Origin of the sequence: Lacticaseibacillus kribbianus (genome assembly GCF_020180945.1) — a bacterium.
GTDB classification, from domain to species: Bacteria; Bacillota; Bacilli; order Lactobacillales; family Lactobacillaceae; genus Lacticaseibacillus; species Lacticaseibacillus kribbianus.
The window spans coordinates 47,252-72,026 of record NZ_JAIPUL010000003.1 but is presented as its reverse complement, the minus strand read 5'-3'; the positions used below and the strand labels follow the sequence as shown (position 1 = coordinate 72,026).

Genomic DNA, 24,775 nt, shown 5'->3' with positions numbered 1-24,775 from the left:
TCACTGGTTCGAGGTGGTCGCTTATTTCGTGACGCAGTTGGCGGGCACCGTGCTAGTCGCTGCCGTACCGCTCGTACGCGCAGAAGTAGCCGTACCCCTGCTGGCGGGCCTGCGCCAGCGTCATCGCCGTGCCGCCGCCGCGCCGCGTCAGGCCGCTGCAGTTAGGGTTCAGGTGGTAACGCCCCGGAATGCGGGCACTGACGTAGACCGTGACCTGGTCACCGGTCTTGGGCACCGGCTTGTAGGCGTAGTGACCCCGCGTTGACGTCTGACCGGCGCGGCCGGTGCTCGAGGCGGCCGCGGCCGGCGTGGTGCGCTGGCTGCTGCTGGATGCCGCCGGCGTGGTGCGCTGGTTGCTGCTGGATGCCGCCGGGGCCGTGCGCGTGCTGCTGGCGGCTGCTGGAGCGGCGCGGCGGGACGCGCTGGGCGCGGCCGGCGTCGAGCTACTGGCGGCCGCTGGAGCGGCGCTTGACGCCGTGCCGGCACCGGCGTCTGCCGCGTCGGCAATCCCCGGATTGTTCGGATCGAGGGTCCACCCGCCGTCGTCATCGATCCAATCGTCGCTTTTAACGTCGGCGGGTGCAGCGCGCTTCGTCTCCTCGCGCTCACCCACAACGGCGTCGAGCCAGTCCTCGTCGGTGCTCTCGGCGGCCGCATCCGCGGCATCGTGCGCCGTTGCGCCCGTCGACTCGGACGACGCGCCGGATTGCTCCCCGGTGTCGCCGCCTCGAGTCGAAATGGCACCGAGCAGAAGCATCATACCGAGAAAAGCGACGGCCACCGGCGCCAAAATTGATTTTTTCAAAGCAAGTCCCCCACATCCAAAGTAGGTTAATTATAGCAAAAAAGCTTATCGGCGTCATCCGACAAGCTTTTTTTATCTTCCGCGCCACTTCCGCCACGCGACCACGCCGCCCCAGATGACGGCGCCAAGCAGCATTGCCTCGCCCAGCGGCACGGTGAAGAAGTACGGCTCGTGCAGCATGCCGTCCTTGGCCACGTACGTGAACTGCGCGCCCCAAAACGGCAGCGCGATAGCCACCACCGCCAGAATCAGCGGCCCGACGAATCGTCTCATGCCCTCACCTCCATGGCTTCAGTGTACCAGCTCACGGCAATCCGGCGGCTTCAGTTTTGGTTAAGTCGCGCCCAGATGCCGGCGTTGACCGTGGCCGCGAAGTCGGGCTCGACCAGGCAGTCGACGCCGTGCGGGGCCAGGGCCCGGCGCACGGGGGCGCCGAAGTACGCGAAGCTCTTGGCCACCTGGCCGCCGAGCACGACGGCTTGTGGTGCAAAATTCTTCACAAAAGGCCCGAGCGCCTGCGCCACCACCTCCCCGAAGGCGGTGAAGGCCGCGAGCGCGTCCGCGTTGCCGGCGGCGGCCAGGGCGGCCAGCTGCTCGCCGCTGTAGGCCACCCCGGTCGCCGTTTTGGCCAGCCGGGTCAGGCCGCGCGCCGACACGAAGTCATCGATGATGCCGCCGTGAAACGGGGTGTCGTAGAGCCAACCGTGCGGCGGGACGCCGGCGCCGGCGATGACCAGCCGGCGGTTGGCAACGAAGGCCGAGCCCGCGCCGGTGCCGATGGCCAGGCACAGAAACCGGGTGCGCCCCTGCGCCACGCCGACGCGCAGCTCGCCAAGCCCGAACGCCGCGATGTCGTGAATGTACGCAAAGCGCGTGCGCGCCAGCCACGGCGCGCGCCTGGCCCCGGCGTGCTGAATGGCCGGCGTCAGCGGCATCCCGTACAGTGCGTCGTACTTACCGAGCCCCCGCATCAGGCTGACGCCCCCGGCGTAGTCGAACGGCCCCGGGAAGGCCATGCCGACCCCGGTCAGCGGCCCCGGCCCCGATTCGGTGATGATGCTCACCAGGTTGTCCACGATGCAAGCGGCGCTGGACCCGGCCAAAGCCTCGTGGTGCGTGGTCGGCCCGAGCGCCCGCCCCGCCTCGTCCACCCGGGTGGCCTTGATGGTCGTTCCGCCCACGTCAAGCAGCAGGCTGTCTGTCATGTGCTCACCTCCACAATCTTACGTTCACTCCCGCACACACGCGACCAGCACGGCGCAGCTTTCGTCCAGCGGCGTCAGGCGAAAATCGCCGGCGGCCGCCGGAACGATGAAGGTCTCGCCGTAGTGCACGCGGTACGGGGCAAAGGCGTCGGCCGAAGACGAGACGATGGCGCCCGAGCCCTCGACCACGTTGCCCATGTGCACGCTGTCGTTTTCGGCGACCACCGCGCCGGCGCGGGTCTTGAGCCAGTAGCGGGTGGTCTGAATGAATTCCTGCTTGGCCAGGCCGGTGGTTTCTTTTTTCACGTTCAAGTCGTCTTGCTCAACTGTGACCTGGTTGATCAGGTTGGCGTTCACCGCGTCCTCGCGCCGGTCCCACGCGATGTTTTGCGCGCCGTCTGCGATGTGCACCGGCCGCGGCCGGCCGTCCAGGCCCAGGCGGCCCCAGTCCCACAGCTTGTAGGTGAAGAGGTACGGGGTCGCGGAGACCTCAAGCACCACGGTGTCTTGCCCCGAGCAGTGGACCGTGCCGGCGGGGATCAGGAAGTGGTCGTGCGGGTGAACCGGCCACTGGGCGACGTAGGCCTCGGCATCAAAGGCCGGCCCGCCGGCGTCGGCCGCGGCGAGCGCCGCCACCATCGCGGCGGGATCCGCGCCGTTTTTCAGACCGAGGTAGACCTTGGCCCCGGGTTTGGCCGCCATGATGTAGTAGCTTTCGTCCTGCGTGTAGGCCATGCCGTAGTGGTCTTTGATGTACTGGGTGCGCGGGTGGACCTGCAGCGACAGGTTCTGGCCGCCCATGGTGTCGAGAAAATCAAAGCGAATCGGAAACTCCGCCCCAAAGCGGCTGGCGACCCGCACGCCGAGCAGCCGCTCGGGATGGGCCATCACCAGGTCCAGCGCCGGCAGCTCCAGCGTGACGCCGCCAAAGTCCAGCAGCAGGCTGTTCTCCTCCGGCACCCCATCGAAGGCCCATGCGTAGTTTGGCACATCACCATCAAGGGCGAAGTGCTCGCGCATCCACTGGCCGCCCCAGACCCCGGGCGCGAAGTACGGCTTCAGGCGAAACGGCCGGCGCGCGAGCAGCGCCAGCCCGGCGCGCAGCCCGGCCCCGCTCACCAGCCGCGGCGCGCCTTCGATTGTGGTGTCGATCACCGCGTCGACGTGGGGCAAAAGCGTGGCCTTGAGCCGGTCGGCGAGGCGCCACTCGACAAAGTACCCCTGCTTGACCTTGCGCAGCTGGTCGCCGTCGCCGTTGGCCGTTTTCCAGTTCGCCCCGCCCGCCTGGTAACGCTGTTGAATCTCCCAGCGCGGCAGGTCGCAGTACACCAGCACATCGGCGTCGCACACAAGGCTGGCCCCGACGCCGTAGACCACGGTGACGGGCGCAGCACTGGCCGCGATGCGCGCCCGCAGCGCGGCGGTCTTTTCGGGGTCGAGCACCTGGTTCAGTGTCAGCGTGTTCATGATCCCAAATACACGATCATCCGTGAGAAAAGGCGCAATCAGCGCCTGGTAGGCCGCATCCGAGACGAAGCAGTCGTCCGCGGCCACGAGTTCCGCGCCCAGGCCGCCGAGCGCCCGCGCCAGCTCGGCCTGGTCGACGCCCGGGTAGCAGGCGATGGCCACCACCACGCGGCGCGGCGCAGCGGCTGGGGCGGTGGTTGGGGGCACGGTCGAGGCCGCGTCGGAAGCCGCATCGGAAGCCGAAGACTGCGCGGCTTCAATCAGCGCCTGCAGCCGCGTCACCACCGCCGGCCAGCCGGCGACCGCCGTGAAGCCCGGCACCTGCTGGGTCGGGAATTTATCGTAGGTCATGGTCTGCCCCTTTCTCGAAGCGATAGAAGGTCCACACGTCCTCGTTCAGCGCCTCCGCTTGCGTGAACGCCTGCGCAAGCGTCGTCTTTGCGAAGGGCTGCACACTGTAGTGGAACTGGTAGAAGCCGGCGAGGTCGGCCTTGAAGTTGGTCTCCCAGAAGTTGTTCATCAGCCAGCTGAACACCGGCGCGTTGTTGGGCGCGCCCTCACCCATCAGCTGAATCGGGTGCGCGGCCAGGTCGCCCATCGCGATCAGCGGCGCATCGAGGCTTGCGACCACCCAGTCGTCGTCACCCTCGAACACCACGCCGTTTTGCGTCGCGTAAAAATCGGTGCAGGAGCCGGGCAGCTGGTCGATGCGCGGCCGGATGATCGCGCCGGTTTTGTCCAGCGCCACGGTCTTTGCTCCAAACGGCAGCGCGACGTACACGTTCTCCGGGCGCCACTCGCTGAGCTTGTGGAAGCGCACGTCGACGTCGACCTTGGGGCTCAGCTTGTACGCCGTCAGGATCACGGTGCAGTCCTGCATCCCCGCGGCCAGCGTGTAGCCCAGCGCCACGCGGGTGTACAGCGGCCCGTTTTCGAGCACCTTCACGTCGCTCAGCTGGCCGACCGCGCGCTGCGTGCGAAAGGCCTTGCGGTTGCGCCCGAGGTTGCGGCGCACCGACCGGTAGTCGTCGCCGAGCTCAAGCGGCGTCACCTCGTAGACCGGCGTGAACGCGCCGTACCCGCCGGCGACGACGCGGTCTTGCCCCGTCGCCTTGTCCAGCCAGTGCGTGATGCCGCGGCCGGGCGCCCAGGCAATCTTGTAAAAATCGTTCTCGAGCCCGTTCACGGTGGCGGTGCCGCCGGCGGCAAGCTCGGCTGCACGGCGCCAGGCCAGGTCATCGACCCCGTCCAGCGCGACCGGCTGCCGCATTCCCGCGGAAAACGGTCGCGGTGCCGGCACCTCGCGCAGCGTGAAGTGCTTCTCAACACGAGCCGCGAGGTCCAGCCAGATGCACAGCTCGTGGCCGCGCGAGTAGCGGCTGATCTGAAACGGCACGGCCTCACCGCTGGCCTGGTCGATCACCGTGAAGTGTTCGTGGCCGTACCACACCTCCAGGTCCTGCTTCAGCATGGTCCGGATGGGAAAATCGTGCGGGTTGACCGCGCGGAAGGTGATTTCCTTGCTCAAAGACAGCGGCGTTTCGCCGTGCTTTTGCTGGATGCGCTCGCGAATCTTGCTCGCGGCTTCCGCGGCCTTCAGCGCGTACAGCCGCTTCCACTGGTCGAGGTTGTTGACCTGCGGGTGGAACGGGTCGCTGATCGAGCTGGAGTACCCCCAGGTGTGCTCGGCGTAAAACATCAGGTTGTCGCGGGCGTCGTCGTACCAGCTGGCCGGCGCCAGCTCGTGGTGCGGGTCGAGCTTCTCGGCCACCGCGTAATCGCGGGCGGCGCGGCGGTACTGGATCACGTCGGCGGGGGTGGAGCCCACGCCGTCCGCCCACCAGTCGGTCCAATCGCCGCGGTAGGTCGGAATCGCCACCGTGCTTGCGCGCACCTGATCAAAGAACTCGTCAAGGGTCACCATGCGCAGCCGAATGTCGCCGCCCAGCGCGTTGTAGCGGTCGATGAAGTCCAGAATCTTGAGGGTCGCCGGGCAGTTGTCGGTCATCAACCCGTTGAGGCTGACCGGGGCGAAGACGTAGGCGTAGCCCTGGTCCGTGAGGGTCTGCACATAATTTTGAATGCGGGCGCACGAGCGGTCGAACAGCGACAGCTTGCTGTCGTTCAGGCCGTCCTGCAGCGTGTACTCGAAGGCCGACACCTCGGAGATTCCCAGCTCGTTGCCCAGGTTGTAGTGATCCCCGTTCCACACCAAGACGCGCTGGCCGCTCGCCCCCTCCCACCAAAACGGCGCCTGCTTTTGCAGCGGGTGGTAGCCGTGGTGGGTGTGCAGGCAAGACATCAGGTTGGAGACCCCGGCGTCGGCCAGGCCCTCGACCATCCCCCAGGCGTAGCCGTTGATGTCCGACGTCAGCGCGCTTTTGGCCGGAATGCGCAGCGCCTCCCGCTGGCGGCGAGTTTTGGCCATCACCTCCGCAAACACGTTGGCCGGGACCAGCTCCGTCATGTTCAGGTAGCTGCCGGACAGGCCGATGTTGCCGGCCTGCACCGCGGCGACGAACGCCGCCTGCTCGGCCGGTGTCGCCTCCAGTAAAAACTGCTCGACCGGCCAGTAGGTCTCGCAGTTCCACTTGAAGCGCGGCTCTTGGGCGATCAGCTCCAGAACCTCCCGGATGAAGCCGATGTGGTGCGCACGCATTTTCTCCTGCGTGTCCGTGTAGCCGACATCGGTGTGCGAGTAATGCAACACGTTGATTGTGAACATGGAAACTCTCCTTTGTGTTTGAAATCGCAAATCGGTATGATGAACGTAACCATTGGAGGTGACGCTGATGAACAAGGCAGACAACGCCCCGCTGTATCAGCAGGTGGCGGCCGATTTTCGCCGTCAAATCGCAAGCGGTCGCTGGCCGGAGCAGGCCGCCCTGCCCACCGAGGAGGCGCTGGCGGCGCAGTATGCGGTCAGCCGCATCACGATTCGCAAGGCGATTGCGCAGCTGCTTTCGGAGCAGCTGTTGGTCAAGGTGCCTGGCCACGCTCCCCGGGTCGCCAACGCCCGGACGCAGCCGGCCCCGAACCAGACGCTGATTCGACCGCAACGACTGGCCATCGCCGAGGTGTTCGAGGACCACAAGCAGCAACAGGCCGACCTGACCCGGGTCCTGGCCGACCTGCGCTGCGCCGAAATGCTCGCGCTACCGCTGGGAACCGCGGTCACGCTCCTGACGCGGCGCGTGTTCGACAACGCGGGGCTGGTCGCGGTGTTTCAGACCTACTTCGTCGCGCCGGCCCTGGCCAGCGCCGACATCAGCCGCTTCATCCAGACGAAGAAGTCCTTTTACGCCTTCCTCGCGCGCCACGGCATCGAGCCGGTGGTGCAGCGCGAGGTAATCACCGCGACCACCGCCGGGCCGAGCGCCCCGGCCTTTGCCGCCGGCACCCCGCTTCTGCGGCGCGAACGCCTGGTGGCCGCAGCGCCGGCCTACCGCGAGTACAGCGACTGTTACTACGTCGCTGCCCGCTACCGGCTTGTGCTGGACTTCACCGACTGAGTGAATCAGCCCTCGTTCGTGACCAGGGTCACAACCCCGAGGTTTTGCGCGACCAGGGCCTGGTGCGCGTCTTCCAGCGACTCGGTGCGCGACTGCGTGAACAGGTCGAAGCTGAACTCGTAGAAGCCGGACAGGTCCACCTTGAAGTTGGTCTCCCAGAAGTTGTTCATCACCCAGGCGTACAGCGGCGCCTGGTTTTTCTTTGCCGTCTGCGGCCCGGCCAGCGTGATCGGGTGCGGGTCCAAGTCGCCGAGCGTGATCAGCGGCGTGTCCTTGAGGCACAGCCCCAGCGCGTGGCCGCTGGGCTGGCGGTACAACAGCCCCGAGTTGAGCAGGTAAAACTCGGTGTTGGTGCCGGGTAGCTGATCGATTGCGGGACGGAACAGCCGGTCGCCCTTTTCGGCGTACAGGTCGCCCTGCGCGGCCAGCGGCAGCGCCACGTACAGGTTCTCTGGCGCCCACTCGTTGTCCTTTTGGATGCGGACGGTCGCCGTGATCTGCGGCGCGTGCTTGTAGAAGGTCAGCTCCACTTCGTAGCGCTTGGTCCCGGCCAGCGCGTAGTCCAGCGCGATGGTCTGGAAAACGGCCCCGTCCGCGATGCTTCTGATATCCGTCAGGCGGGCAACGTCGCGCTGCACGCCCTTGCCCTTGCGGTTGCGGCCCATGCGGCGGCGCTCGGAACACGGGTCGGACTTGATCGGCGTGACCTCGTAGACGCCGGCAAACAGCGGCGCCGCCGACTCCCGCAGCAGGTTTTTGCCCGTCGCCTTGTCGATCAGGGTCTTCACGCCGCGCGTCGGGTCCAGCAGGCAGAGGAAGGCATCGGTGCTGACGGTCAGCTCGTTGGGCTTGCCCGGGTAGGCGATGTCCTGCACGCCCTCGGCGCCCTGGACGAAGTTGACGTAGCGGTAGTTGCTTGTCTCGTGATTCACATCACCCAACCGCAGCCCCAGCCGCCGGGTCTCGTGCGGCTCCAGCGCACCACCACCGCCACCTCGTAGCCGGAGGCGGCCTTTGTGACCTGGCGCGGGTAAAGGGCGCCCGTGTCCAGATCGTAGGCCTCGATGAACGGCAGGTCGGCCGAACTCAGGCGCTTGCCGCCCAGCGTCTCCCAGTACGCAAGCGCCAGGCGCACCGGCAGGGCGACGGCGCGGTCGTGCGGGTTGACCACCTTGTAGGTCTTGTGGCGCGCGGCCCGCGGCCAGACGCGGCCGAAGCGCGCCGCGGTCAGCTTGTTGAGGAACGTGTTGACGGTCATCCCCGCCGACACCGCGTAGTTGGCCTTGCGGTACTCCAGCTCGTTGACCATCGTCGCCCACGGCTCGGACACGGAGCTGTGGTAGCCCCAGGTGTGCTCGGCAAAAAGCATCAGCTGGCTTTCGGCGGCGCTCAGCGCGGCGGGCGCGTGCGGGTCGCAAAAGGCGGGCGCGCCGGGGCCAAGCGGCGCGGGTGCGGTCAGCCCCGGCGTGGTGCCGGCGGTTGCGGCCGGGTCCTGCGCGCTGCCCGCGGCCCCATCCGGCGCGCCGGCGCGGTCGTCGCCGACCTCACCCGAGGCCGCCGCGTCCGCTTCCTCGGCCGCGGTCAGCCTAAGCGCGAGCTGGTACTGGCGCTGCGCCGCGCGGTAGAGCTTGGTGGCGCCGGGCGTCGAGCCCACGCCGTCCGCCCACCAGTCGTTCCAGTCGCCGCGGTAGGTCGCAAGCTCCGCCACGCCCGTTTTGCGCAGCACCTCGAAAAAGCCGGTGACGCCGACCATCTGCACGCGAATTTCCTCCCCGTGCTGCGCGTTCCAGGCCGCGATGCGGTCGACCACGGCCGCGTTGGGACCGGCGTTGTCCGTTGACATCCCCGACACCATCGCCGGCGCGAAATCGTACGGGTAGCCGCTCGCCTCAAGCGCCGCGAAGTACTTGGTCAGCCGCGTGTGCGCGACCTGCTGCCAGTCGCTGTCCGGCGCCTGCGAGAACTGGTCTTGAATCGAGTAGCTGCCCGGCGCATCCGGCATCAGACCGAACTCGTTGCCGATCTGGTAGTGCTCGCCGCTCCACACCAGAAGCCGCCGGTTGTCCTGCGTCTCCCACCAAAAGGCCGTCTGATTCTTGTACAGCGGGTACAGCCCGTGGTGGCCGTGGATGCAGGTGAACAGGTTCTCGACGCCATTGTTCAGCAGTTGCTCAGCGTAGGTCCATGCAAAACCGTTCACATCCGCGGTCATCGCCGAGTCGAGCCGCCGCTTCAGCTGGTTGGCGAAGCGCCGCCCGCGCGCCAGGCTGTGGTTGAGCGCGTCCGTGTCGACCAGCTCGGTCATGTTGAGGTAGTTCAGCGACACGTCGATGTGCCCCGCCTCGACCGCCGCCAAAAACGCTGCCCGCTCCGCCATGGTTGCGTCCTGCCAGAAGTTTTGCACCTGCCAGAAGTTCTCACAGGTCCAGACGAACTCGTTCTCGCGCCCCTTTGCGGTCAGGTCGGCGACGATGGCCAGCACCTGGCGAATGTAGTCGGCGTGGTAGCCGGCGATGTCCTCCTGCCGCGCGGTGTAGCCAATGTCTGTGTGTGAATGATTGATTAAGTACAAGGTTTTCATGAGGCACCTCCGTAATCGGTTTCATTAGCCGTCCTCTTCAGTATAGCCGGTTGCGCCGCCCGCTGCAGGCTCTTATGCAGCGCCGGTGCGACGCGGTCGGCGGCGGATTGGCTCACCGCGCCAAAAAGAGGGCTGGCCATAAATCGGCCAGCCCGGATTGCGCACGAAAGTTACATCGCAGTCGCGGGCCGAGAGTCTTCGCCCACGCGCACAAGGCGGCCACCACGCGTTTCCTAAGTTCGGGAAACACGCGGTGGCCGCCTTGTACTCTGGGCTAAGTGCGACTTATGGCCCAGCCTCCAGTTCTCGTGCCGGCGCGGAACCGGCCGACCGGCGCCTAGTCCGCGACCGTCGGCAGCTCCGCGATGCGCAGCTTGGCCGCGCCGTACGGAATCAGCGTCAGCGGCTCCAAAGGCTCCGTGGTGGGCACCGGCGACAGCGGCGGCTCGGCCGCCGAGTTGCCGACCAACCCCCAGGTCAAAAGCCCCCGCCCGGTGACGGCCACGGTGACCGGCGGGTTGGCCGGATCAAACGGCTGGGCGGCGACCGCGTGCTCGGTCACGCCCAGCGACCGCGGGACGATGCCGTACTGCCAGCGGCTGTGCGGCCAAAGCTCCCAGTCCTTGAGCGTGTCGTGCTCGCCGTGCGGCACCCAGGTCGTCGCGATCGGCAGCGCGAACAGCAGCGCGCCGTAGCGCACCCCGGTCGCGTTTTGCGGCCGGTGAACGAAGGTGACGGTCGCGGCGAAGGCCAGCGTCAGCGTCGCCTCGCCCCATTCCCGCTCGAGCGTCGCGTACCCATCGGCGACGGTCAGGTCAAGCGGCGCGCCGTCCAGGGTCGCCGTGACCGCGTCCGCCCAGGCCGGAATGCGCAGGCTCAGGCGCTGGCGCGTGCCGTCGCCCTGAAGCTGCAGCGTCACGCGGTTTTTGAACGGGTAGTCGCCTTGCACGGTCACGCACAGGTGCGGGCTCACAACCTCACAAGGCGCGTAGGAGATCGCGGTCAGCCCCAGCCGGTCTGAGGTCAGCCACAGGTGCTGCACGAACTTCGGCCAGCCCTGGTGCATGTTGGCGGTGCAGCAGCCAAAATGCGGCTCCAGCCCAAACAGGTTCGCGTCCGGGCCGTTTTGCGTCCAGTTGCGGGCGGCCTGGGTGCACATCACCTGGTTGACCTGCTGATCGTACTGGTGTGAGCCCCAGTCCGGCGCGATCGCCGCCGGCAGTGCGTTGTAGGCCACCAGCTCCAGCCGGTCGCCGAACGCGGCGTCGCCCAGGGTCATCAGCAGGTTTTCAAGCGAAAACATCAGCTCGACCACGGCGCACAGCTCGGTGCCCTGGCTGGGGCTGGTGCCGGCCAGCCACTCGTCGCCGGTGAACATCCCGTTGAGCTGGCCGTGGAACTGGTCCAGCACGGTGAGCGCCTGGTGAAGTGCGTCACGGAACTTGACGGGATCGGTGATCACCGCGTCCTGCCCGAGGTACTTCAGCGCCATCGCGACGTTGACCACGTGGCTGCGGTGGTCCCACTCGTGCACGTAGCGCGTGAACGGGAAGTGGGTGAAGGTCTCGGCCCAATCCAGCGTCTGCGCCTGCAGCAGGTGAATCAGGTCTAGCAGCGCGGGGTCCTGGGTCCGCTGGTACAGCCACAGCACGCACAGCACGTTCTCGCCGCCGCGCGCCTGGCCCCAGCCCTCGAGCGGCCGCGCCGGCAGCGCCGTCAGCTGGTAGGCGAAGTAGCGCTGCAAAAACGGCACCACGCGCGGGTCTTCGGTCGCCTCGGCGTGCTGGATCAGCACCTTGAGCATCACCATGCGTGGCCACCAGTCGTCGTTGTCGGCCGGGCCGAAGCTGCCGTCCGGCTGCTGGCTGGCCAGCGCCCAGTCGACGAACGCGGTGGCGCGCGCCTTCAGCGCCTCATCGTCCAGCAGGTAGGCCAAGGGCAGCAGGCCGTCCAGGTAGTACGGCCCGCGCTCCCAGCTTTCGCCGGAACCGCCGAGCCAGCCGCTGTCCGGGCCGACGTCCGGCCAGTGGTCAAAAAGCTGTCCGGTCAGCCCGGCCGCCTGAATTTTCAGCTGTTCCTTCAGCCAGCCGCGCGGGTGAATCGCCCCGAGCGGCAGCTTCTGCATTGCCGGATGTAACCCTGTCTCTGTCATTGTCCTCTGCTCCTTTGAACGCGTGATGTGCTGTGTTAAGCTGGTTCCAGCATAGTCGTTAGCGGTTTCACAAGCGCTAGCCGATATCACCCTGATGCTGCCTAATCTCACCCTTGGAGGTCGCCATGATCAGCTTTCACTTTGCAGGGCCCGCCCTGCCTGTTTTCCACTTCGCCAGCCGCGACACCTACGCCCCGGGCCGTGCGCACCCCAGCCGGCGCGACCTCGGGGTGTTCGACCTGCTGGTGGTGACGCAGGGCGCGCTGCCGATGTCCGTCGGCGGCGTGGCCATCACGGCGGCGGCCGGCACCGCCCTGCTGCTGCCGCCGGTGGGGGCGCATGCGGGGCGGCCGGTGACGACCACCACCGCCTTTTACTGGCTGCACTTCCTGCCGGCCGCCGGGTGGCACACCGAAGCCGGCACTGGGCCGGCGCTTTTGCGCCTGCCGCAGGCGCAGCCGGTCGACCTGAGCGTCACCGCGCCGCTGTTGGACCGCCTGATTGCGCTGGCGATTCGCACGGATGCCGCGGCGCAGCTCGAGTCGCAGGTCACCTTCCACACGCTGCTGCTCGCCCTGGCGCGCGCCGCGACCCCCACGCAGACGGCGGCGCAGCGCGTCGCCGCGGCGGCCAGCCGCTACCTGGAGGCCAACTTTGCGCAGCCCATCACGTATCGCACGCTTGCGCAGGCGCTGAACTATGCGCCGGGCTACATCACCCGCTGCATGCTGGCGGTGCTGCACGAGACGCCGGACGCAGCGCTGACTCGCATCCGGCTGACGCACGCCAAGGCGCTTTTGGCCAGCACCGATCAGACCGTCGACGCGATCGCGCGCCAGGTCGGCTACCCCAGCGGCAACTACCTGGCGCGTCGCTTCGCGCAGGTGACCGGCAGCGCACCATCACGCTACCGGCAGCCGCGGGGGTGAGCCTTTGTCTTCGCGAGCGGTCATCCGCGCACAAATTCAATAACATCAATATTGTTTTCCCAGTTGTGATTTATCTTAACTAAATAAGACTGTTTGCCACGATTTTCTCACCGGCATCTTCTTGTGAAATAACGAACGAATCGATATACTTGGGGCGTAATGTGCAATTATTCACAGCAAGGAGGCACCATCATGAAGATTACCATTTTAGGCGCCGGCGGCATGGGAAGCCGCTTTGCGCTCATGCTCCACAAGGCCGAAAACGACGTCACGCTCGTCGACGGCTGGCAGCAAAACATCGACGCGATTCGCAAGGACGGGCTGCAGGCGGAGTTCAACGGCGAGCCCGTCACGGTTCACCTGCCAATCTACGCCCCGGCCGAGATCGACCAGCTGGGGGAAAAGGCGGAGCTGATCATCGCCTTCACCAAGTCCAACCAGCTCAAGGCGATGTTCGAGCAGGTGCGCCCGATCATCGGGCCCGACACCTACGTGCTGTGCCTGCTCAACGGCATCGGCCACGAGGACATCCTGCAGGAATTCGTCGCCGCCGATCACCTGATCCTCGGCATCACCATGTGGACCGCCGGCATGACCGGCCCGGGCCACGTCACCCTGCTCGGTGAGGGCGAGGTCGAGCTGCAGAACTTCGCGCCGGCCGGGCTGGCCTTCACCAAGGAAGTCGTTTCCGCCTTCGCCGCCGCGGGGCTCAACCCCAAGTACAGCGAAAACGTGAAGTACGCCATCTGGCGCAAGGCCTGCGTCAACGGCACGCTGAACAGCCTGTGCAGCATTTTGGACTGCAACATCGGCGAGCTCGGCGCAACCGCCGAGGCCGAGGCCCTGCTCAAGGCGATCATCGCCGAGTTCGCGCAGGTTGCGGCCCACGAAGGCGTCACGCTGGATGAGGCCGAGGTCTACACGCACATTGCGCAGACCTTCACGGCCGCCATCGCCGCGCACTACCCGTCCATGTACCAGGACCTGATCGTGAACCACCGCGCCACCGAGATCGACTTCATCAACGGCGCGGTCTGGCAGAAGGGCCAGCGCTACGGCATCGCGACGCCGTACTGCGCCCTTTTGACCCAGCTGATTCACGCCAAGGAACAGCTCGTCGGGGCCAAATAGGAGGCAAACCACTATGGCTGATGTGAAAAAAGCAACAATTTCCCCTAAGGAGTTCTTCAACAAGGTGCTGGCCGGGACTGCGACCGGCATCATCGTCGGGCTGATCCCCAACGCCGTTTTGGCCGCGATTCTCAAGCTGTTCGGCCAAAATGCCATCGCGCTGTCGTTGACCCACGTGGTCGTCGTGTTCCAGTGCGCGACCCCGCTTCTGATCGGCGCGCTGATTGCCCTGCAGTTCGGCCTTGGCCCGCTGGACATGGCGATTGTCGCCGGTGCCGCGTACGTCGGCGCCGGGGTCACGCAGTTCAACGGCGCGGCCATCAACCCGGCCACCAAGGCGGCCGGCATCTACGTCTCCTCAGGCACCGGGGACCTGATCAACACCATGATCACCGCGGCCTTGGCCGTCGGGCTGACCCTGTGGATCGGCGACAAGTTCGGCTCGGTCAAAATCGTGCTGTCCCCGATCGTGGTCGGCGCCGGCGCCGGCTGGATCGGCTTCCTGATCCTGCCTTACGTCGCCAAGATCACCACCTGGATCGGTAACCTGATCAACTCCTTCACCACCCTGCAGCCCGTCCTGATGTGCATCCTGATCACCTGCATGTTCGCGATGCTGATCATCACCCCGATCTCCACCGTGGCGATCGGCATGGCGATTCAGCTCAACGGCCTGTCTGCCGGTGCGGCGGCCATGGGCGTGGCGGTGACCACCGTGGTCCTGGTCATCCACTCCTGGCGCACGAATAAGTCCGGCGTCACCATCGCCGTCGGCCTGGGCGCGATGAAGCTGATGATTCCCAACCTGTTCCGCCACCCGATCATCCTGCTGCCGATTCTGACCACCGCGGTCATCTCGGCGGTGCCGGTTGCCCTGCTCAACGTGCTGGGCACCCCGGCCAGCGCCGGATTCGGCCTGGTCGGTCTGGTCGGTCCGCTGGCTTCGATGAACGCCGGCCTGAACGTGCTGATTGCACTGCTGGTCTGGTTCGTCATCCCGATTGCGGCCGGTCTGGCCTCGCGCCTCGTGTACGAGAAGATGCTTCACATCTACGACGAAAAAGAGGTCTTCGCCTACCTCGGCTAGCCTAGGCAGACGCAAATAAGCCCGCACCCCACAAAACTGGGGCGCGGGCTTTTCGTGTGCCTGCAGTGACTGATGTTTGATGGCCGCGCTGAAGCCACCGCGCTTGTTCGACGCGGTGGCTCTGGCGCTTTCCTGCTGTGATTGCGAATCCTGAGGTGAGCCATCGCACTGGGTCTTGCGATGACACGGTGGAACAAGCCCACGGTCTCGTCGGCTCCGCGGCTGCCTCGCAATGCGAGTTGGCGCCGACTGGGTGCGGCTGTGGGATGGAAGTCTTTGTCCCTGGTGTCTCCCTCAACTAATACCGGGAGTTACACTAAAGCGATCTCACTTGAAAGTCGTGTGGCGATACACTGCGACTTGGTAAGGGTGGGGTACTAGCGGTGCGAACCGCTGACCGTTCCCCGGGTGGTGACTACTGCAACAGCCTTGGCTTTGAGCTGCCGTCCCGCCCTAAGATAATCATCTGAGGGCATCATACCACCGGTTAAATTTCCCGTCAAGCGTTTTAACTCGGCGATACCAGTTTTGGGCTATGGTCAAAATTCCACCGATTTTTTGGCATTACAGGCAGTCTTTTGCGTAATTTAAACCATATACCATTTTTAGAAATATTCGCATTAAATAACGTCGGATCCCGGACAGATTACGTTACATTCTTCGCGTTTGCCGCTATACTAGCGGAAAAAGGAAAGCAGGTGGGCTCATGGCGCCACGTCTCTCCGTCACCATCATCGGCACTTTTACGGGTGCCTTGCTGGACAGCTCATTCAAAATGACGCGCTCCGCGCTCCTGGCCGTCTCAATCGACACCCTGACCCTTCCCGACGGCAGCCCGTTTCACTTCACCCCGGTCTACGGCTACTTCGCGTTTTCGCCCGGCGATGCGCCGCTCGGCTACCTTTGGCAGGTAGGCGATCGGCTGCAGGTGAGTGGTCAACTCAAGTTCCGCTACGAGTACCGCGGCCGCCAGCAGTACGCCGCGATTACACAGCTCGTGCACCGTGCGCAGGCCGCGATTGCGCTGGACATGCGGCGCTGGCTGAACATTCTGCCGCAAAGCGCGTCGCGCCGCTTTTTCATGCGCCTCCTTAACGCCTACGAGGCCGGCACGCTAACCCTGAGCCAACTGCAAACAGCTGCCGTTCAGCGGGCACCGCAACTGAGCGCTTCCCAACGCGAGCAGCTGATCCAGCTTCAGCGCCAGCAATCAGCCACCATGCAGGACCTTTATGCAGCTACGAAGCGCCTCGCCCCCGAGCACCCCCTGATTGACGGTCCACTGCAGCAACGAACGCTCCAGCTAAAACCCGGACCAACCCGCGGCGTCCGCATCAATCGCAACCGTCTGGCCAGTCCTGATTACCGCGCAGAACTGCTGACAGCCATCGCGCGGCAAACCACGGCGGCGCACCCGCTACCGATGGATGTGCCCCCTCCAGTCCCGCGCGAAGCCGCCACTCAGGTTGCGCCCAAGCCGGTCGTTGTGCGCACGCCCGCCCCGCCCCCCGTCCGCGCGCAGCTCCTCGCCACCCTCACCGCCGCCACCACGCTGTTGACCGTCGACGCCGCGGGCGCGGTGCACCCGCTGGACGCCCTGGCCGCGGCGGTGGAACAGGTCGAGCCGCCGGACGAGCCGCCCGCGGCACCGGCGACTAGGCACACCCGGAAAAAGGCCGCGGGCCAAGAGTCGGTGCTGGAATTCAACGGCGCCTGGCCGACCGCGCTGGCGTTCGACGCCGCGCTGATTCGGCTGCAGCCGTCGCTGGGGCAGCGCGCGACCTACACCGGCACGCTGCGGCTGGTGCGGGTCGTGGCACCGAACCGGCAGGCGGCGCTGCGCCGCGCGCAGGACCGCCTCGCCCACCGCCTGCAGCAGGCCATCGACCGCCACCTCGCCGCCACCGGCGCACCGCGGCTTGCAGCCTACCGCCAGCTGACCGCGCGGCTGATCGCCGGCCGCCTTAGCTTTGCCGCCTACTGCAGGCAGCTGGCGGCGCTGACTTCAACCCCGGATCCACAGCTGGCCGACCGGCAGCAGGCCGCGTGGACGGCCTTCACCGCGCGCCTGACCACGCTGACGGCACCGACGTGGGTGCTGGCCGACATCACGTCCAACACCGCACCGGAGGACGGCGTGATGATGCCGCTTCTGGCCGTCGACGCAACCCGGCTGCCGGACGCCGCCTACCGCCACGCCCTGTTCACCCGCTGGCGGGCCAACGCGGCCGCCGCGGTGCAGCAGGATTTTAATACCGGGTCATAAGGTTCTGGCCGGCCTGAATGAATAATCCAATATAAAAAGCAGCCGTAATTGCCGGCTGCCCAGTCCAATGTGTCTATGCCGTGACCGCCGGCAGCGCGGCCAGCGCCGCGGCGATCACCTGATCCATGTTGTAGTAGCGGTACGCCCCCAGCCGGCCGCCGAAGCGGACCTGCGGGTAGGTCGCGGCGGCGAACGCCTGGTAGCGCGCGAGCAGCGCGGCGGTCGCCGGCGTGTTGACCGGGTAGTAGGGCTCGGCGCCCGGGACCCAGTCCTGCGGGTACTCGTGCGTGATCACCGTGTGGCCCGGCAAGCTGTTTGCGGGGTCGAAGAACTTGTGCTCGATGATGCGCGTGAACGGCGTCTCGGCGTCCGTGTAGTTGATCACGGCGTTGCCCTGGAAGTTGTCGCGGTCCAGGACCTCGGTCTCAAAGCGCAGCGAGCGGTAGGCCAGGGCGCCGAAGCGGTAGTCGCAGAACTGGTCGATGGCCCCGGTGAACACCACGCGGTCGAACTCGGCCAGGTAGGCGTCGCGGCGCGCGAAAAAGTCGGTGTTCAGCGTCACGGTAATGTTCGGTGCCGCCAACATTTTGGCCACCATCGCGGTGTAGCCGCCGATTGGAATGCCTTGGTACGGGTCGTTGAAGTAATTGTTGTCGAAGGTGAAGCGCACCGGCAGCCGGCGGATGATGAACGCCGGCAGGTCGCGCGGGGCCTGGCCCCACTGCTTGGCCGTGTAGTCCTTCACGAGTTTCTCGTAGATGTCGGTGCCGACCAGGGAGATCGCCTGCTCCTCGAGGTTGGCCGGCGTTTTGCCGCCGAGCACGGCCCGCTGCGCCGCGATTTTGGCTTCGGCCTCCGCCGGCGTGGTCACGCCCCACATGCGGTTGAAGGTGTTCATGTTGAACGGCAGGTTGTACAGCTCGCCCTTGTAGTTGGCGATCACCTCGTTAGTAAAGCGGTTGAAGTCTGCGAACTGCTGCACATACTGCCAGACCGCGGCGTCCGCCGTGTGAAAAATGTGCGCGCCGAAGCGGTGCACCTGGATGCCGGCGACGTCCTCCGTGTAGACGTTGCCGGCGATGTGTGCGCGCTTGTCGATCACCGTCACCTGGTGGCCGGCCGCCGCGAGCTCGCGGGCGCTGACGGCGCCGTAAAGACCGGCGCCCACAATCAAAATTTTCATATCCAGACTCCTCGCTTCCGTGGTGGCGCCGCCGCGCCGCATCCTCACCATTATAAGGGTTTCACGTGAAACACGCCATATCCCCCGGGGCCTGTCGCCGGGCCGGCCAACGCGTTATACTGGGGGCAACTCAAAGAAAAGGAAGTCCTCACCATGTCAACTCAAGAGACGTTCAACCAGCTGATGACCGACGCGGAAATGATCGCGCTGGCCACGGAAACCACCGCGGGGCACACGCCGAGCGTGCGGTTCGTCTTCTTCGCGCACGACGCCGCCCAGCCGAACGTGCTGTTCTTCGGCACGGCACCGACCGCCGACAAGGTGGCCGAAATTGCGGCCAACCCGGTCGTGTCGTTCGAAACCAGCCCGGTCAACTTCCAGACCGTGCGCGTGACCGGGGCGAAGGTGACCGCCGCCACCGACCGCGACGCCTTTTTCACCGCCATGGACGCCAAGTACCCGAGCTTCGCCCGCTTCACACCGGAGGCCCGCGCGGCGATGCACGTGTACGCGGCCACCTTCACCACGGCGCTGGTGAACGACGACACGCTCACCTTCTAGCCGATTCTTAAAACACAAGCCACCCCGCAAACCCAGACACTCGGGTTCGTGGGGTGGCTTATTTTCGTCGTGCCAAAATTGTCGGCCGCGCGTCAGTTCACCGGATTGCGCCGGCCCTCACCGGTGCGCCCCACCGCAGAGCGCGGCGGCCTACGCGTCCTTGCGCCAGCGCTGTGAGGCGCCCACTGCGACGCTCAGCGCCACCAGCACCAGCCCGGCCAGCACCAGCACTGGCGCCTTCCGCTCGCCGGTCTGTGGCAGCTGCCGCGCGGTGTCGTGCGTAGCGGTCGGCCGCTCGGCAACCGGGTGCGCAACACCTGGCGTCGTCGGCTTGCTCGGGGTGCTCGAATCAGCGGGCGTCTCGGTCGCCGACTCGTCGCCGTCACTCGGCTTCTCCGGGTTGCCTTCGTTGCCGTCGCCGGGTTTCTCCGGGGTGCCGGCGTCACCGTCGCCCGGGTCCTCCGGGTTACCGGCGTCACCATCGCCCGGGTCCTCCGGGTTGCCGGCGTCACCGTCGCCCGGGTCCTCCGGGTTGCCGGCGTCTCCGTCACCCGGGTTCTCGGTGTTGCCGCCGTCCCCGTCACCCGGGTCCTCCGGGTTGCCCTCGTCCCCGTCACCCGGGTTCCCGGTGTCGCCGCCGTCCCCGTCGCCGGGCTCGGTCGAGCCGATGATGAAGCTTTGCCCCTGGCTGGTGCCGTGCACCACACCGCCGTCCGTGCGCTGAATGCCGATGCTGACCACGATTGGGTTGGGCCCGACCTCCCCGTGAACGACCAAGGTGTACGGCAGGCTGATCCGGGTGACGCCGTCGGCCCCGGTGACCAGCGTTCCCTCACCGGTTTCGATGACAACATTGGGGTTGTTGGACGTCAGCTGCAGGGCCGAAAGCGGCAGCGTGGCGCCGGCGCCGGAGTAGCTCAAAAGCGCCTCCCCGTGGTACAGGTGATCGGCCACGACGGTGTTGACGCCCGACTGCACCAGCCGTTCGCCCTCCAGCCACAGCTCGATGTTGTTGATGTCCAGGGCCGGCGCCACCTGTGCGGCCGCGCCGGTCGCCTCGGTGCCGTCTGTCGCGGCCGCCGTGGTGCCGGTTGCGGTCGCGGCCGCCGAAGCGATTGCTGACGTGCCCGCCACCGGCGCGGTCGTCGTGGCGGCGTGCGCGGTGCTGGCTCCCGCGGCGCCGAAGCTGCCGGACACCAGAACAGCGAGTGCTAACGTGTTGAAACGAACCATGAGTTCCCCCTTCTGATTGAATCGGTGAATCAATTGAATGCGTTTCCGAGTCAACCGTCGCCGTGTTACAAACAAACTTATGCGAGTTAATGTAGCCCAGCATAACACGGTCGGGTTCTCATTGAATTAATTTTTAATAGGCGTCGCGCGAAAATCCGGTGTGTCCCCTCTTAAACGCCATCAAAAAGGCCGCCCCTGCAGCAATCTGCAGGGGCGGCACCATTTATTTTTTCATGATCAGATCAGGTTGAACAGCAGCGCCCCGATTGTGCCGCCGACCACCGGCCCGACCACCGGGATCCAGGCGTAGCCCCAGTCGGAGTCGCCCTTGCCGGCGATCGGCAGCACCGCGTGGGCGATGCGCGGGCCGAGATCACGCGCCGGGTTGATCGCGTAGCCGGTGGTGCCGCCCAGCGAGAAGCCGATCGCCGTGATCAGCGCGCCGACGCCGATCGGGGCCAGGCCGGCCGTCCACTTGCCCTTGGTGAAGGCCAGCAGCATGAAGGTCAACACCGCCGTGCCGAGGGCCTCGGAGAAAAAGTTGGCCAGCGGGCTGCGGATCGCCGGCGCGGTTGCGAAGGTGCCGAGAATCGCGGCCTGGTCCTCGGTCTCGCGCCAGTGCGGCAGGTACTGCAGCCACACCAGGGCGGCGCCGAGGAACGCGCCGAGCATCTGCGCGGCGATGAACGGCGCCACGCTGGCCCACGGGAAGCGGCCGGCAAACGCGAACGCCAGGGTGACGGCCGGGTTCAGGTGGGCCGGGCCGAGGAACGCGGCGGAGTAGACGCCGAGCGTCACCGCCAGACCCCAGCCCAGCGCAATCGCGAGCCAGCCCGCGCCCTGGGCCTTGGACTTGTTTAGCGACACCCCGGCCACCACGCCGTCGCCCAGGAGGACCAGGATCAGCGTGCCGATGAATTCACCGAGTGCTTGGGTCATCACAGTCGTTGTCATGCGCCCACCTCCCCCTTCAGGGCCGAAAGCTGGCTTTCGGCAATCGTCTGCTCCAGCTCGGCGGTCCGTGCTACCTTGGTCGCGGCATCCCAGTCCAAAAGCCGCGCCATCTCGTCGATCACGGGCTGCTTCAGCCGGGCCAGCGTGTCCGCGTGGAACAGGATGGCGTTGGTGCGCCGCAGCAGGAAGTCGACCGGCGTCAGCGCCATCTCCTCGCTGACGGCGTAGCGCAGCTCGGCGCTTTCCTTCAGCGTCAGGCCCGCGGCCGCGCCGCCTGCGACGTAGGTCACCACGCGCCCGGTGTTGCTGCCGAAGCGGTTGGCGAGGTCTTCGGCCTCGGCCGCCGGAATGCCGGCGTCCTGCGCGACGCGGCCGTAGAACTTCAGCGTCTCTTCGACGTTCGTCGGGTCAAAATGCCCCCCGGAGACCTGCAGCTTTTTGGAGTCGACGCCCTTGGTGGCCTGCTGGAAGTCGTCCGCCAGAATGCGGCGAATCAGCGCCAGCGCCCCGGCCGCCATCTTGCGGTAGTCCGTGATTTTGCCGCCGGCCAGCGTGATCAGGCCGTCTTGCTCGGTCTCAAGCGACGAGCCGCGGGAGACCTGCGACGGCTTGAGGGTGTCCTCCGCGTGCGCCGTCTTGAGCTTGCTGATCGCCTGCTCGACCGCCGCACGGTCCGCCTGCTGGTCCTCGTAGCGGTCGACGGTGTCGATCAGGTTCTGGAAGCTTGCGTCCGAGACCTTGCCGGCGTTGGCGCCGCCGCCGTTGTAATCGGAGCTGCCGTTGGCCGCAATCAGCGGCCGCAGCCCGACCCAGCTGGCCTCGATGTCGCTAAGCGTAACGCCGGCATCCGGGTAGCGGTGGTTGATCGCCGCCAGCAGGTAGTCGGTGTCGTCTTGGGTGACCGTCGGGTGCTGGTAGTCGCCGGTGAAGTCGGTGTCGGTGGTGCCAAAGTACGTCTTGCCCTCGCGCGGCACGACGAAAATCATCCGCCCGTCGTTGGCCCCGGAGTCGAAGTACGTCGGCTGCGGCACGCTGAGCTTGGCTTCGTCGATCACCAGGTGCACGCCCTTGGTCGGCCGCAGCTGCGGCCGGTGGTCGAGCTTGGCGTCAACCGCGCGCAGCTTGTCCACCCACGGCCCGGTGGTGTTGATCACGATTTTGGCGCGAATCTCGAAGGTCTCGCCGGACAGCACGTCCTGGGCCTTGATGCCCACGGCGCGGCCGGTCTCGTCGTGCAGCACGCCGATTGCCTTGACGCGGCTGGCGGCCAGGGCGCCGAGCTCGGCGGCCTCCTTGACGTTTTCAATCACCAGGCGCGCGTCGTTGTTCACGAAGTCGAGGTACACGCCGCCGCCCAGCAGGTTCTCGGCGCGCAGGCCGGGCTCGCGCTGGAGCACCTCCTTTTTGTCAATCGTGTAGTTGGCGTACTGGGTGCCGTCGACGCCGGCCAGCCGATCGTACAGGTCCATCGCGATTTTGACCGAGAACATGTCGTAGGTCGCCTCGGGCTCCGCGTAAATCGGCATCAGCATCGGGAACGGCCGCGGGATGTGCGGCGCGATGCCCTGCACCACGGCGCGCTCCTTGACGGTGTCGCTGACCACGCCGACGTCGAACGTCTTGAGGTAGCGGATGCCGCCGTGCACCAGCTTCGTGGACCGCGAGGACGTGCCCTCCGCGAAGTCCTGCATCTCGATCAGGCCGGTCTTGATCCCGCTGGCCGCCGCCTGAATCGCCACCCCGGCGCCGGTGATGCCGCCGCCGATGATCAGAAGGTCCAGCGGGGTCTGCTTGAGCTGCTCAATGGTCTGCTTGCGTGTTGCTTGTGAAAATGCCATGGTGTCTCCTCCTCTTGTGAATCCTAATCCAACTGCTCGGTGACGGCCGCGGTCTCGGCTGCGGTTTCGCTGACCGCCGCGGTCGTGGTTTCAGTCGCCGGCGCCGGCGCGGTCGTGGCTGCGGCCGCCCCGGTCATCGGTTCGGTCGGCTTGAACGCGATGGTCGCCGCGATCGCCCGCTGCCAGCCGGCGTAGAGCTGCGCGCGGCGGCCTTCCGCCATCGCCGGCTCGAAGCGCTTGCCGACGCCGGTCAGCCGCTTGAGCTCGTCGGTGTCCTGCCAGAACCCGACGGCCAGCCCGGCCAGGAATGCGGCGCCCATCGCCGTCGTCTCCAGGTTGGCCGCGCGCTCGACCGATGTGCCCAGGATGTCCGCCTGGAACTGCATCAGGTAGTCGTTGCGCGCGGCGCCGCCATCGACGCGCAGCGCGGGAATGGCGATGTGCGTGTCCTTGACCATCGTCTCCACCACGTCGCGGCTCTGGTAGGCCAAAGACTGCAGGGTGGCCTTGATGAAGTCGTTGCGCGTGGTGCCGCGCGTCAGGCCGAACACCGCGCCGCGGGCGTCCGACTCCCAGTAGGGCGCGCCCAGGCCGGTGAACGCCGGCACGACGTATACCTCGTCGCCGCTCTTGGAGGCCTCCGCCGCGCGCTGCGAGTCCGGCGCCGACTGCACCAGCTCCATCGCGTCGCGCAGCCACTGGATCGCACTGCCGGCAACGAACACGGACCCCTCCAGGGCGTAGGTCACTTTCCCGTTGATGCCGTAGCCGATGGTCGTCAGCAGGTTGTGCGTCGACATGGTCGGCTGCTCGCCGGTGTTCATCACGATGAACGAGCCGGTGCCGTACGTGTTTTTGACCATGCCGGACTCAAGGGCCAGCTGGCCGAACAGCGCGCTTTGCTGGTCGCCCGCCATGCCCGCGATCGGCACGCTGCTGCCGTAAAAATGGTACGCCGCGGTCTGCCCGTAGACCTCGGAGTTGCCGCGCACCGCCGGCAGCATCGCCTTGGGAATGTTCAAAAGCGCGAGAATCTCGTCGTCCCACGCCAGCGTGTGGATGTTGAACAGCATCGTGCGGCTCGCGTTGGTGTAATCCGTCACGTGAATCGCGCCGCCGGACAGCTTCCAGGCGATCCAGGTGTCGATCGTGCCGAACAGCAGCTCGCCGGCCTCGGCGCGTTCCTGCGCGCCCGGCACCTGGTCCAGGATCCAGCGGATTTTGGTCGCCGAGAAGTAGGCGTCGATCAAAAGCCCGGTGTGGTCGTGGATCAGCTCGCCGTGCCCGGCCGCCTTCAGCGCGTCGGCGATGGGGCTGGTCTGGCGCGACTGCCAGACCACCGCGTTGTGAATCGGCAACCCGGTCTGCTTGTCCCACACCACCGTGGTTTCGCGCTGGTTGGTGATGCCGACGCTGGCGATCTGCCGCGGCTGGATCCCGCTGTTGATGAAGGCCGTCGCGATCGTGGACAGCACCGCGTTCCAGATCTCGTTGGCGTTGTGCTCCACCCACCCCGGCTGCGGAAAGTACTGCGGAAACTCGCGCTGCGCATCGGCGACGATGGCCCCGGCGTGGTCGATGATCAGCGCCCGCGTGCTGGTGGTCCCCTCGTCAATGGCGAGGATGTACTGTTGGTCTGCCATCTTTATTCCTCCTTGAGAATCATCTTGGTATGGCTTCGTGATAGCGGTTGCAATTCGCCGGGTAAACCGATTCGGCGCAACTCTCATAATTAAATTGTCTGCTGTTACATTTTGCACGTCCGATATCAGTTAAACCGGTTGACTGGTACGGGTTTTAGGTTTCGCACAACCAATTACACAACGATTAGAATAATGAGAACAAAAGCGCCGCACGCCGCCGGGCACGCC

General features: G+C 66.2%; 18 protein-coding genes and 1 pseudogene. 6 read left to right on the top strand and 13 right to left on the bottom strand.

The window, feature by feature from the left end; all coding sequences use genetic code 11:
- Nucleotides 1–52: 52 nt before the first annotated feature.
- The 5 genes from LE416_RS09585 to LE416_RS09565 form a co-directional block, all read right to left on the bottom strand.
- Entirely contained in the window at nt 53–805 is a 753-nt protein-coding gene (locus tag LE416_RS09585) for a hypothetical protein (protein WP_225048243.1), read from the bottom strand.
- Between the two features lie 72 nt (nt 806–877).
- On the bottom strand, nt 878–1,078 hold the full coding sequence (locus LE416_RS09580) for a DUF3955 domain-containing protein (RefSeq protein WP_225048242.1): 201 nt from the start codon (nt 1,076–1,078) through the stop codon (nt 878–880).
- A 50-nt stretch (nt 1,079–1,128) separates the two neighbouring features.
- A complete protein-coding gene (locus LE416_RS09575; RefSeq protein WP_225048241.1) occupies nt 1,129–2,010 on the bottom strand; it encodes an ROK family protein in 882 nt (293 codons plus the stop codon).
- A gap of 24 nt (nt 2,011–2,034) precedes the next feature.
- A complete protein-coding gene (locus LE416_RS09570) occupies nt 2,035–3,828 on the bottom strand; it encodes a class I mannose-6-phosphate isomerase (protein ID WP_225048240.1) in 1,794 nt (597 codons plus the stop codon).
- Nucleotides 3,815–6,202, bottom strand: a complete 2,388-nt coding sequence (locus LE416_RS09565; protein ID WP_225048239.1) for a glycoside hydrolase family 38 N-terminal domain-containing protein — start codon at nt 6,200–6,202, stop codon at nt 3,815–3,817. The genes LE416_RS09570 and LE416_RS09565 overlap by 14 nt, the downstream gene beginning before the upstream one ends.
- A 67-nt stretch (nt 6,203–6,269) precedes the next feature.
- Between LE416_RS09565 and LE416_RS09560 the strand changes: the two genes are divergently transcribed.
- The gene (locus LE416_RS09560; RefSeq protein WP_225048238.1) at nt 6,270–6,989 is read left to right on the top strand and encodes a GntR family transcriptional regulator; all 720 of its coding nucleotides are present in this window, start codon (nt 6,270–6,272) and stop codon (nt 6,987–6,989) included.
- Nucleotides 6,990–6,994: 5 nt separating this feature from the next.
- Here the strand turns inward: LE416_RS09560 and LE416_RS09555 are convergent, their stop codons facing one another.
- The 3 genes from LE416_RS09555 to LE416_RS09545 form a co-directional block, all read right to left on the bottom strand.
- Entirely contained in the window at nt 6,995–7,921 is a 927-nt protein-coding gene (locus LE416_RS09555) for a hypothetical protein (RefSeq protein ID WP_225048237.1), read from the bottom strand.
- Nucleotides 7,918–9,570, bottom strand: a complete 1,653-nt coding sequence (locus LE416_RS09550) for a glycoside hydrolase family 38 N-terminal domain-containing protein (protein WP_225048236.1) — start codon at nt 9,568–9,570, stop codon at nt 7,918–7,920. Before LE416_RS09550 ends, LE416_RS09555 begins: the two co-directional genes overlap by 4 nt.
- A gap of 337 nt (nt 9,571–9,907) precedes the next feature.
- Nucleotides 9,908–11,722 carry a beta-L-arabinofuranosidase domain-containing protein gene (locus LE416_RS09545; protein WP_225048235.1) on the bottom strand — a complete coding sequence of 605 codons (1,815 nt, stop codon included), beginning with the start codon at nt 11,720–11,722 and terminating at the stop codon, nt 9,908–9,910.
- Between the two features lie 125 nt (nt 11,723–11,847).
- Here LE416_RS09545 and LE416_RS09540 point away from each other — a divergent pair, with 125 nt between their 5' ends.
- The 4 genes from LE416_RS09540 to LE416_RS09525 all read left to right on the top strand — a co-directional run bounded on the left by LE416_RS09540 (nt 11,848) and on the right by LE416_RS09525 (nt 17,135).
- On the top strand, nt 11,848–12,651 hold the full coding sequence (locus LE416_RS09540; protein ID WP_225048234.1) for a helix-turn-helix transcriptional regulator: 804 nt from the start codon (nt 11,848–11,850) through the stop codon (nt 12,649–12,651).
- A 192-nt stretch (nt 12,652–12,843) separates the two neighbouring features.
- On the top strand, nt 12,844–13,782 hold the full coding sequence (locus LE416_RS09535) for a 2-dehydropantoate 2-reductase (protein WP_225048233.1): 939 nt from the start codon (nt 12,844–12,846) through the stop codon (nt 13,780–13,782).
- Between the two features lie 13 nt (nt 13,783–13,795).
- Complete coding sequence (locus tag LE416_RS09530; RefSeq protein ID WP_225048232.1) at nt 13,796–14,869, top strand: PTS sugar transporter subunit IIC; 1,074 nt, start codon at nt 13,796–13,798, stop codon at nt 14,867–14,869.
- 706 nt (nt 14,870–15,575) lie between these two features.
- Entirely contained in the window at nt 15,576–17,135 is a 1,560-nt protein-coding gene (locus LE416_RS09525; protein WP_225048231.1) for a single stranded DNA-binding domain-containing protein, read from the top strand.
- Nucleotides 17,136–17,208: 73 nt separating this feature from the next.
- Here LE416_RS09525 and glf read toward each other — a convergent pair whose 3' ends face one another.
- Nucleotides 17,209–18,318 carry a UDP-galactopyranose mutase gene (gene glf, locus LE416_RS09520; RefSeq protein ID WP_225048230.1) on the bottom strand — a complete coding sequence of 370 codons (1,110 nt, stop codon included), beginning with the start codon at nt 18,316–18,318 and terminating at the stop codon, nt 17,209–17,211.
- 153 nt (nt 18,319–18,471) lie between these two features.
- On the opposite strand from glf, the gene LE416_RS09515 reads away from it, so the two are divergent.
- Entirely contained in the window at nt 18,472–18,879 is a 408-nt protein-coding gene (locus LE416_RS09515; protein WP_225048229.1) for a pyridoxamine 5'-phosphate oxidase family protein, read from the top strand.
- A gap of 150 nt (nt 18,880–19,029) precedes the next feature.
- Here the strand turns inward: LE416_RS09515 and LE416_RS09510 are convergent, their stop codons facing one another.
- The 4 genes and pseudogenes from LE416_RS09510 to glpK form a co-directional block, all read right to left on the bottom strand.
- A complete protein-coding gene (locus LE416_RS09510) occupies nt 19,030–20,112 on the bottom strand; it encodes an LPXTG cell wall anchor domain-containing protein (RefSeq protein ID WP_225048228.1) in 1,083 nt (360 codons plus the stop codon).
- Nucleotides 20,113–20,349: 237 nt separating this feature from the next.
- Nucleotides 20,350–21,054: an MIP/aquaporin family protein gene (locus LE416_RS09505; RefSeq protein ID WP_225048726.1), complete on the bottom strand. Its 705-nt coding sequence runs from the start codon at nt 21,052–21,054 to the stop codon at nt 20,350–20,352.
- An 8-nt stretch (nt 21,055–21,062) separates the two neighbouring features.
- Nucleotides 21,063–22,904 carry a type 1 glycerol-3-phosphate oxidase gene (gene glpO, locus LE416_RS09500; protein WP_225048227.1) on the bottom strand — a complete coding sequence of 614 codons (1,842 nt, stop codon included), beginning with the start codon at nt 22,902–22,904 and terminating at the stop codon, nt 21,063–21,065.
- Between the two features lie 149 nt (nt 22,905–23,053).
- Nucleotides 23,054–24,547: pseudogene (glpK, locus tag LE416_RS09495) on the bottom strand (glycerol kinase GlpK); the annotation flags it as partial.
- Nucleotides 24,548–24,775 lie beyond the last annotated feature (228 nt).

Coding starts and splice junctions, on each gene's coding strand:
- LE416_RS09580 (WP_225048242.1), bottom strand. CDS start 1,078: ATGAGACGATTCGTCGGGCCGCTGATTCTGGCGGTGGTGGCTATCGCG.
- LE416_RS09575 (WP_225048241.1), bottom strand. CDS start 2,010: ATGACAGACAGCCTGCTGCTTGACGTGGGCGGAACGACCATCAAGGCC.
- LE416_RS09570 (WP_225048240.1), bottom strand. CDS start 3,828: ATGACCTACGATAAATTCCCGACCCAGCAGGTGCCGGGCTTCACGGCG.
- LE416_RS09565 (WP_225048239.1), bottom strand. CDS start 6,202: ATGTTCACAATCAACGTGTTGCATTACTCGCACACCGATGTCGGCTAC.
- LE416_RS09560 (WP_225048238.1), top strand. CDS start 6,270: ATGAACAAGGCAGACAACGCCCCGCTGTATCAGCAGGTGGCGGCCGAT.
- LE416_RS09550 (WP_225048236.1), bottom strand. CDS start 9,570: ATGAAAACCTTGTACTTAATCAATCATTCACACACAGACATTGGCTAC.
- LE416_RS09545 (WP_225048235.1), bottom strand. CDS start 11,722: ATGACAGAGACAGGGTTACATCCGGCAATGCAGAAGCTGCCGCTCGGG.
- LE416_RS09540 (WP_225048234.1), top strand. CDS start 11,848: ATGATCAGCTTTCACTTTGCAGGGCCCGCCCTGCCTGTTTTCCACTTC.
- LE416_RS09535 (WP_225048233.1), top strand. CDS start 12,844: ATGAAGATTACCATTTTAGGCGCCGGCGGCATGGGAAGCCGCTTTGCG.
- LE416_RS09530 (WP_225048232.1), top strand. CDS start 13,796: ATGGCTGATGTGAAAAAAGCAACAATTTCCCCTAAGGAGTTCTTCAAC.
- LE416_RS09525 (WP_225048231.1), top strand. CDS start 15,576: ATGGCGCCACGTCTCTCCGTCACCATCATCGGCACTTTTACGGGTGCC.
- glf (WP_225048230.1), bottom strand. CDS start 18,318: ATGAAAATTTTGATTGTGGGCGCCGGTCTTTACGGCGCCGTCAGCGCC.
- LE416_RS09515 (WP_225048229.1), top strand. CDS start 18,472: ATGTCAACTCAAGAGACGTTCAACCAGCTGATGACCGACGCGGAAATG.
- LE416_RS09510 (WP_225048228.1), bottom strand. CDS start 20,112: ATGGTTCGTTTCAACACGTTAGCACTCGCTGTTCTGGTGTCCGGCAGC.
- glpO (WP_225048227.1), bottom strand. CDS start 22,904: ATGGCATTTTCACAAGCAACACGCAAGCAGACCATTGAGCAGCTCAAG.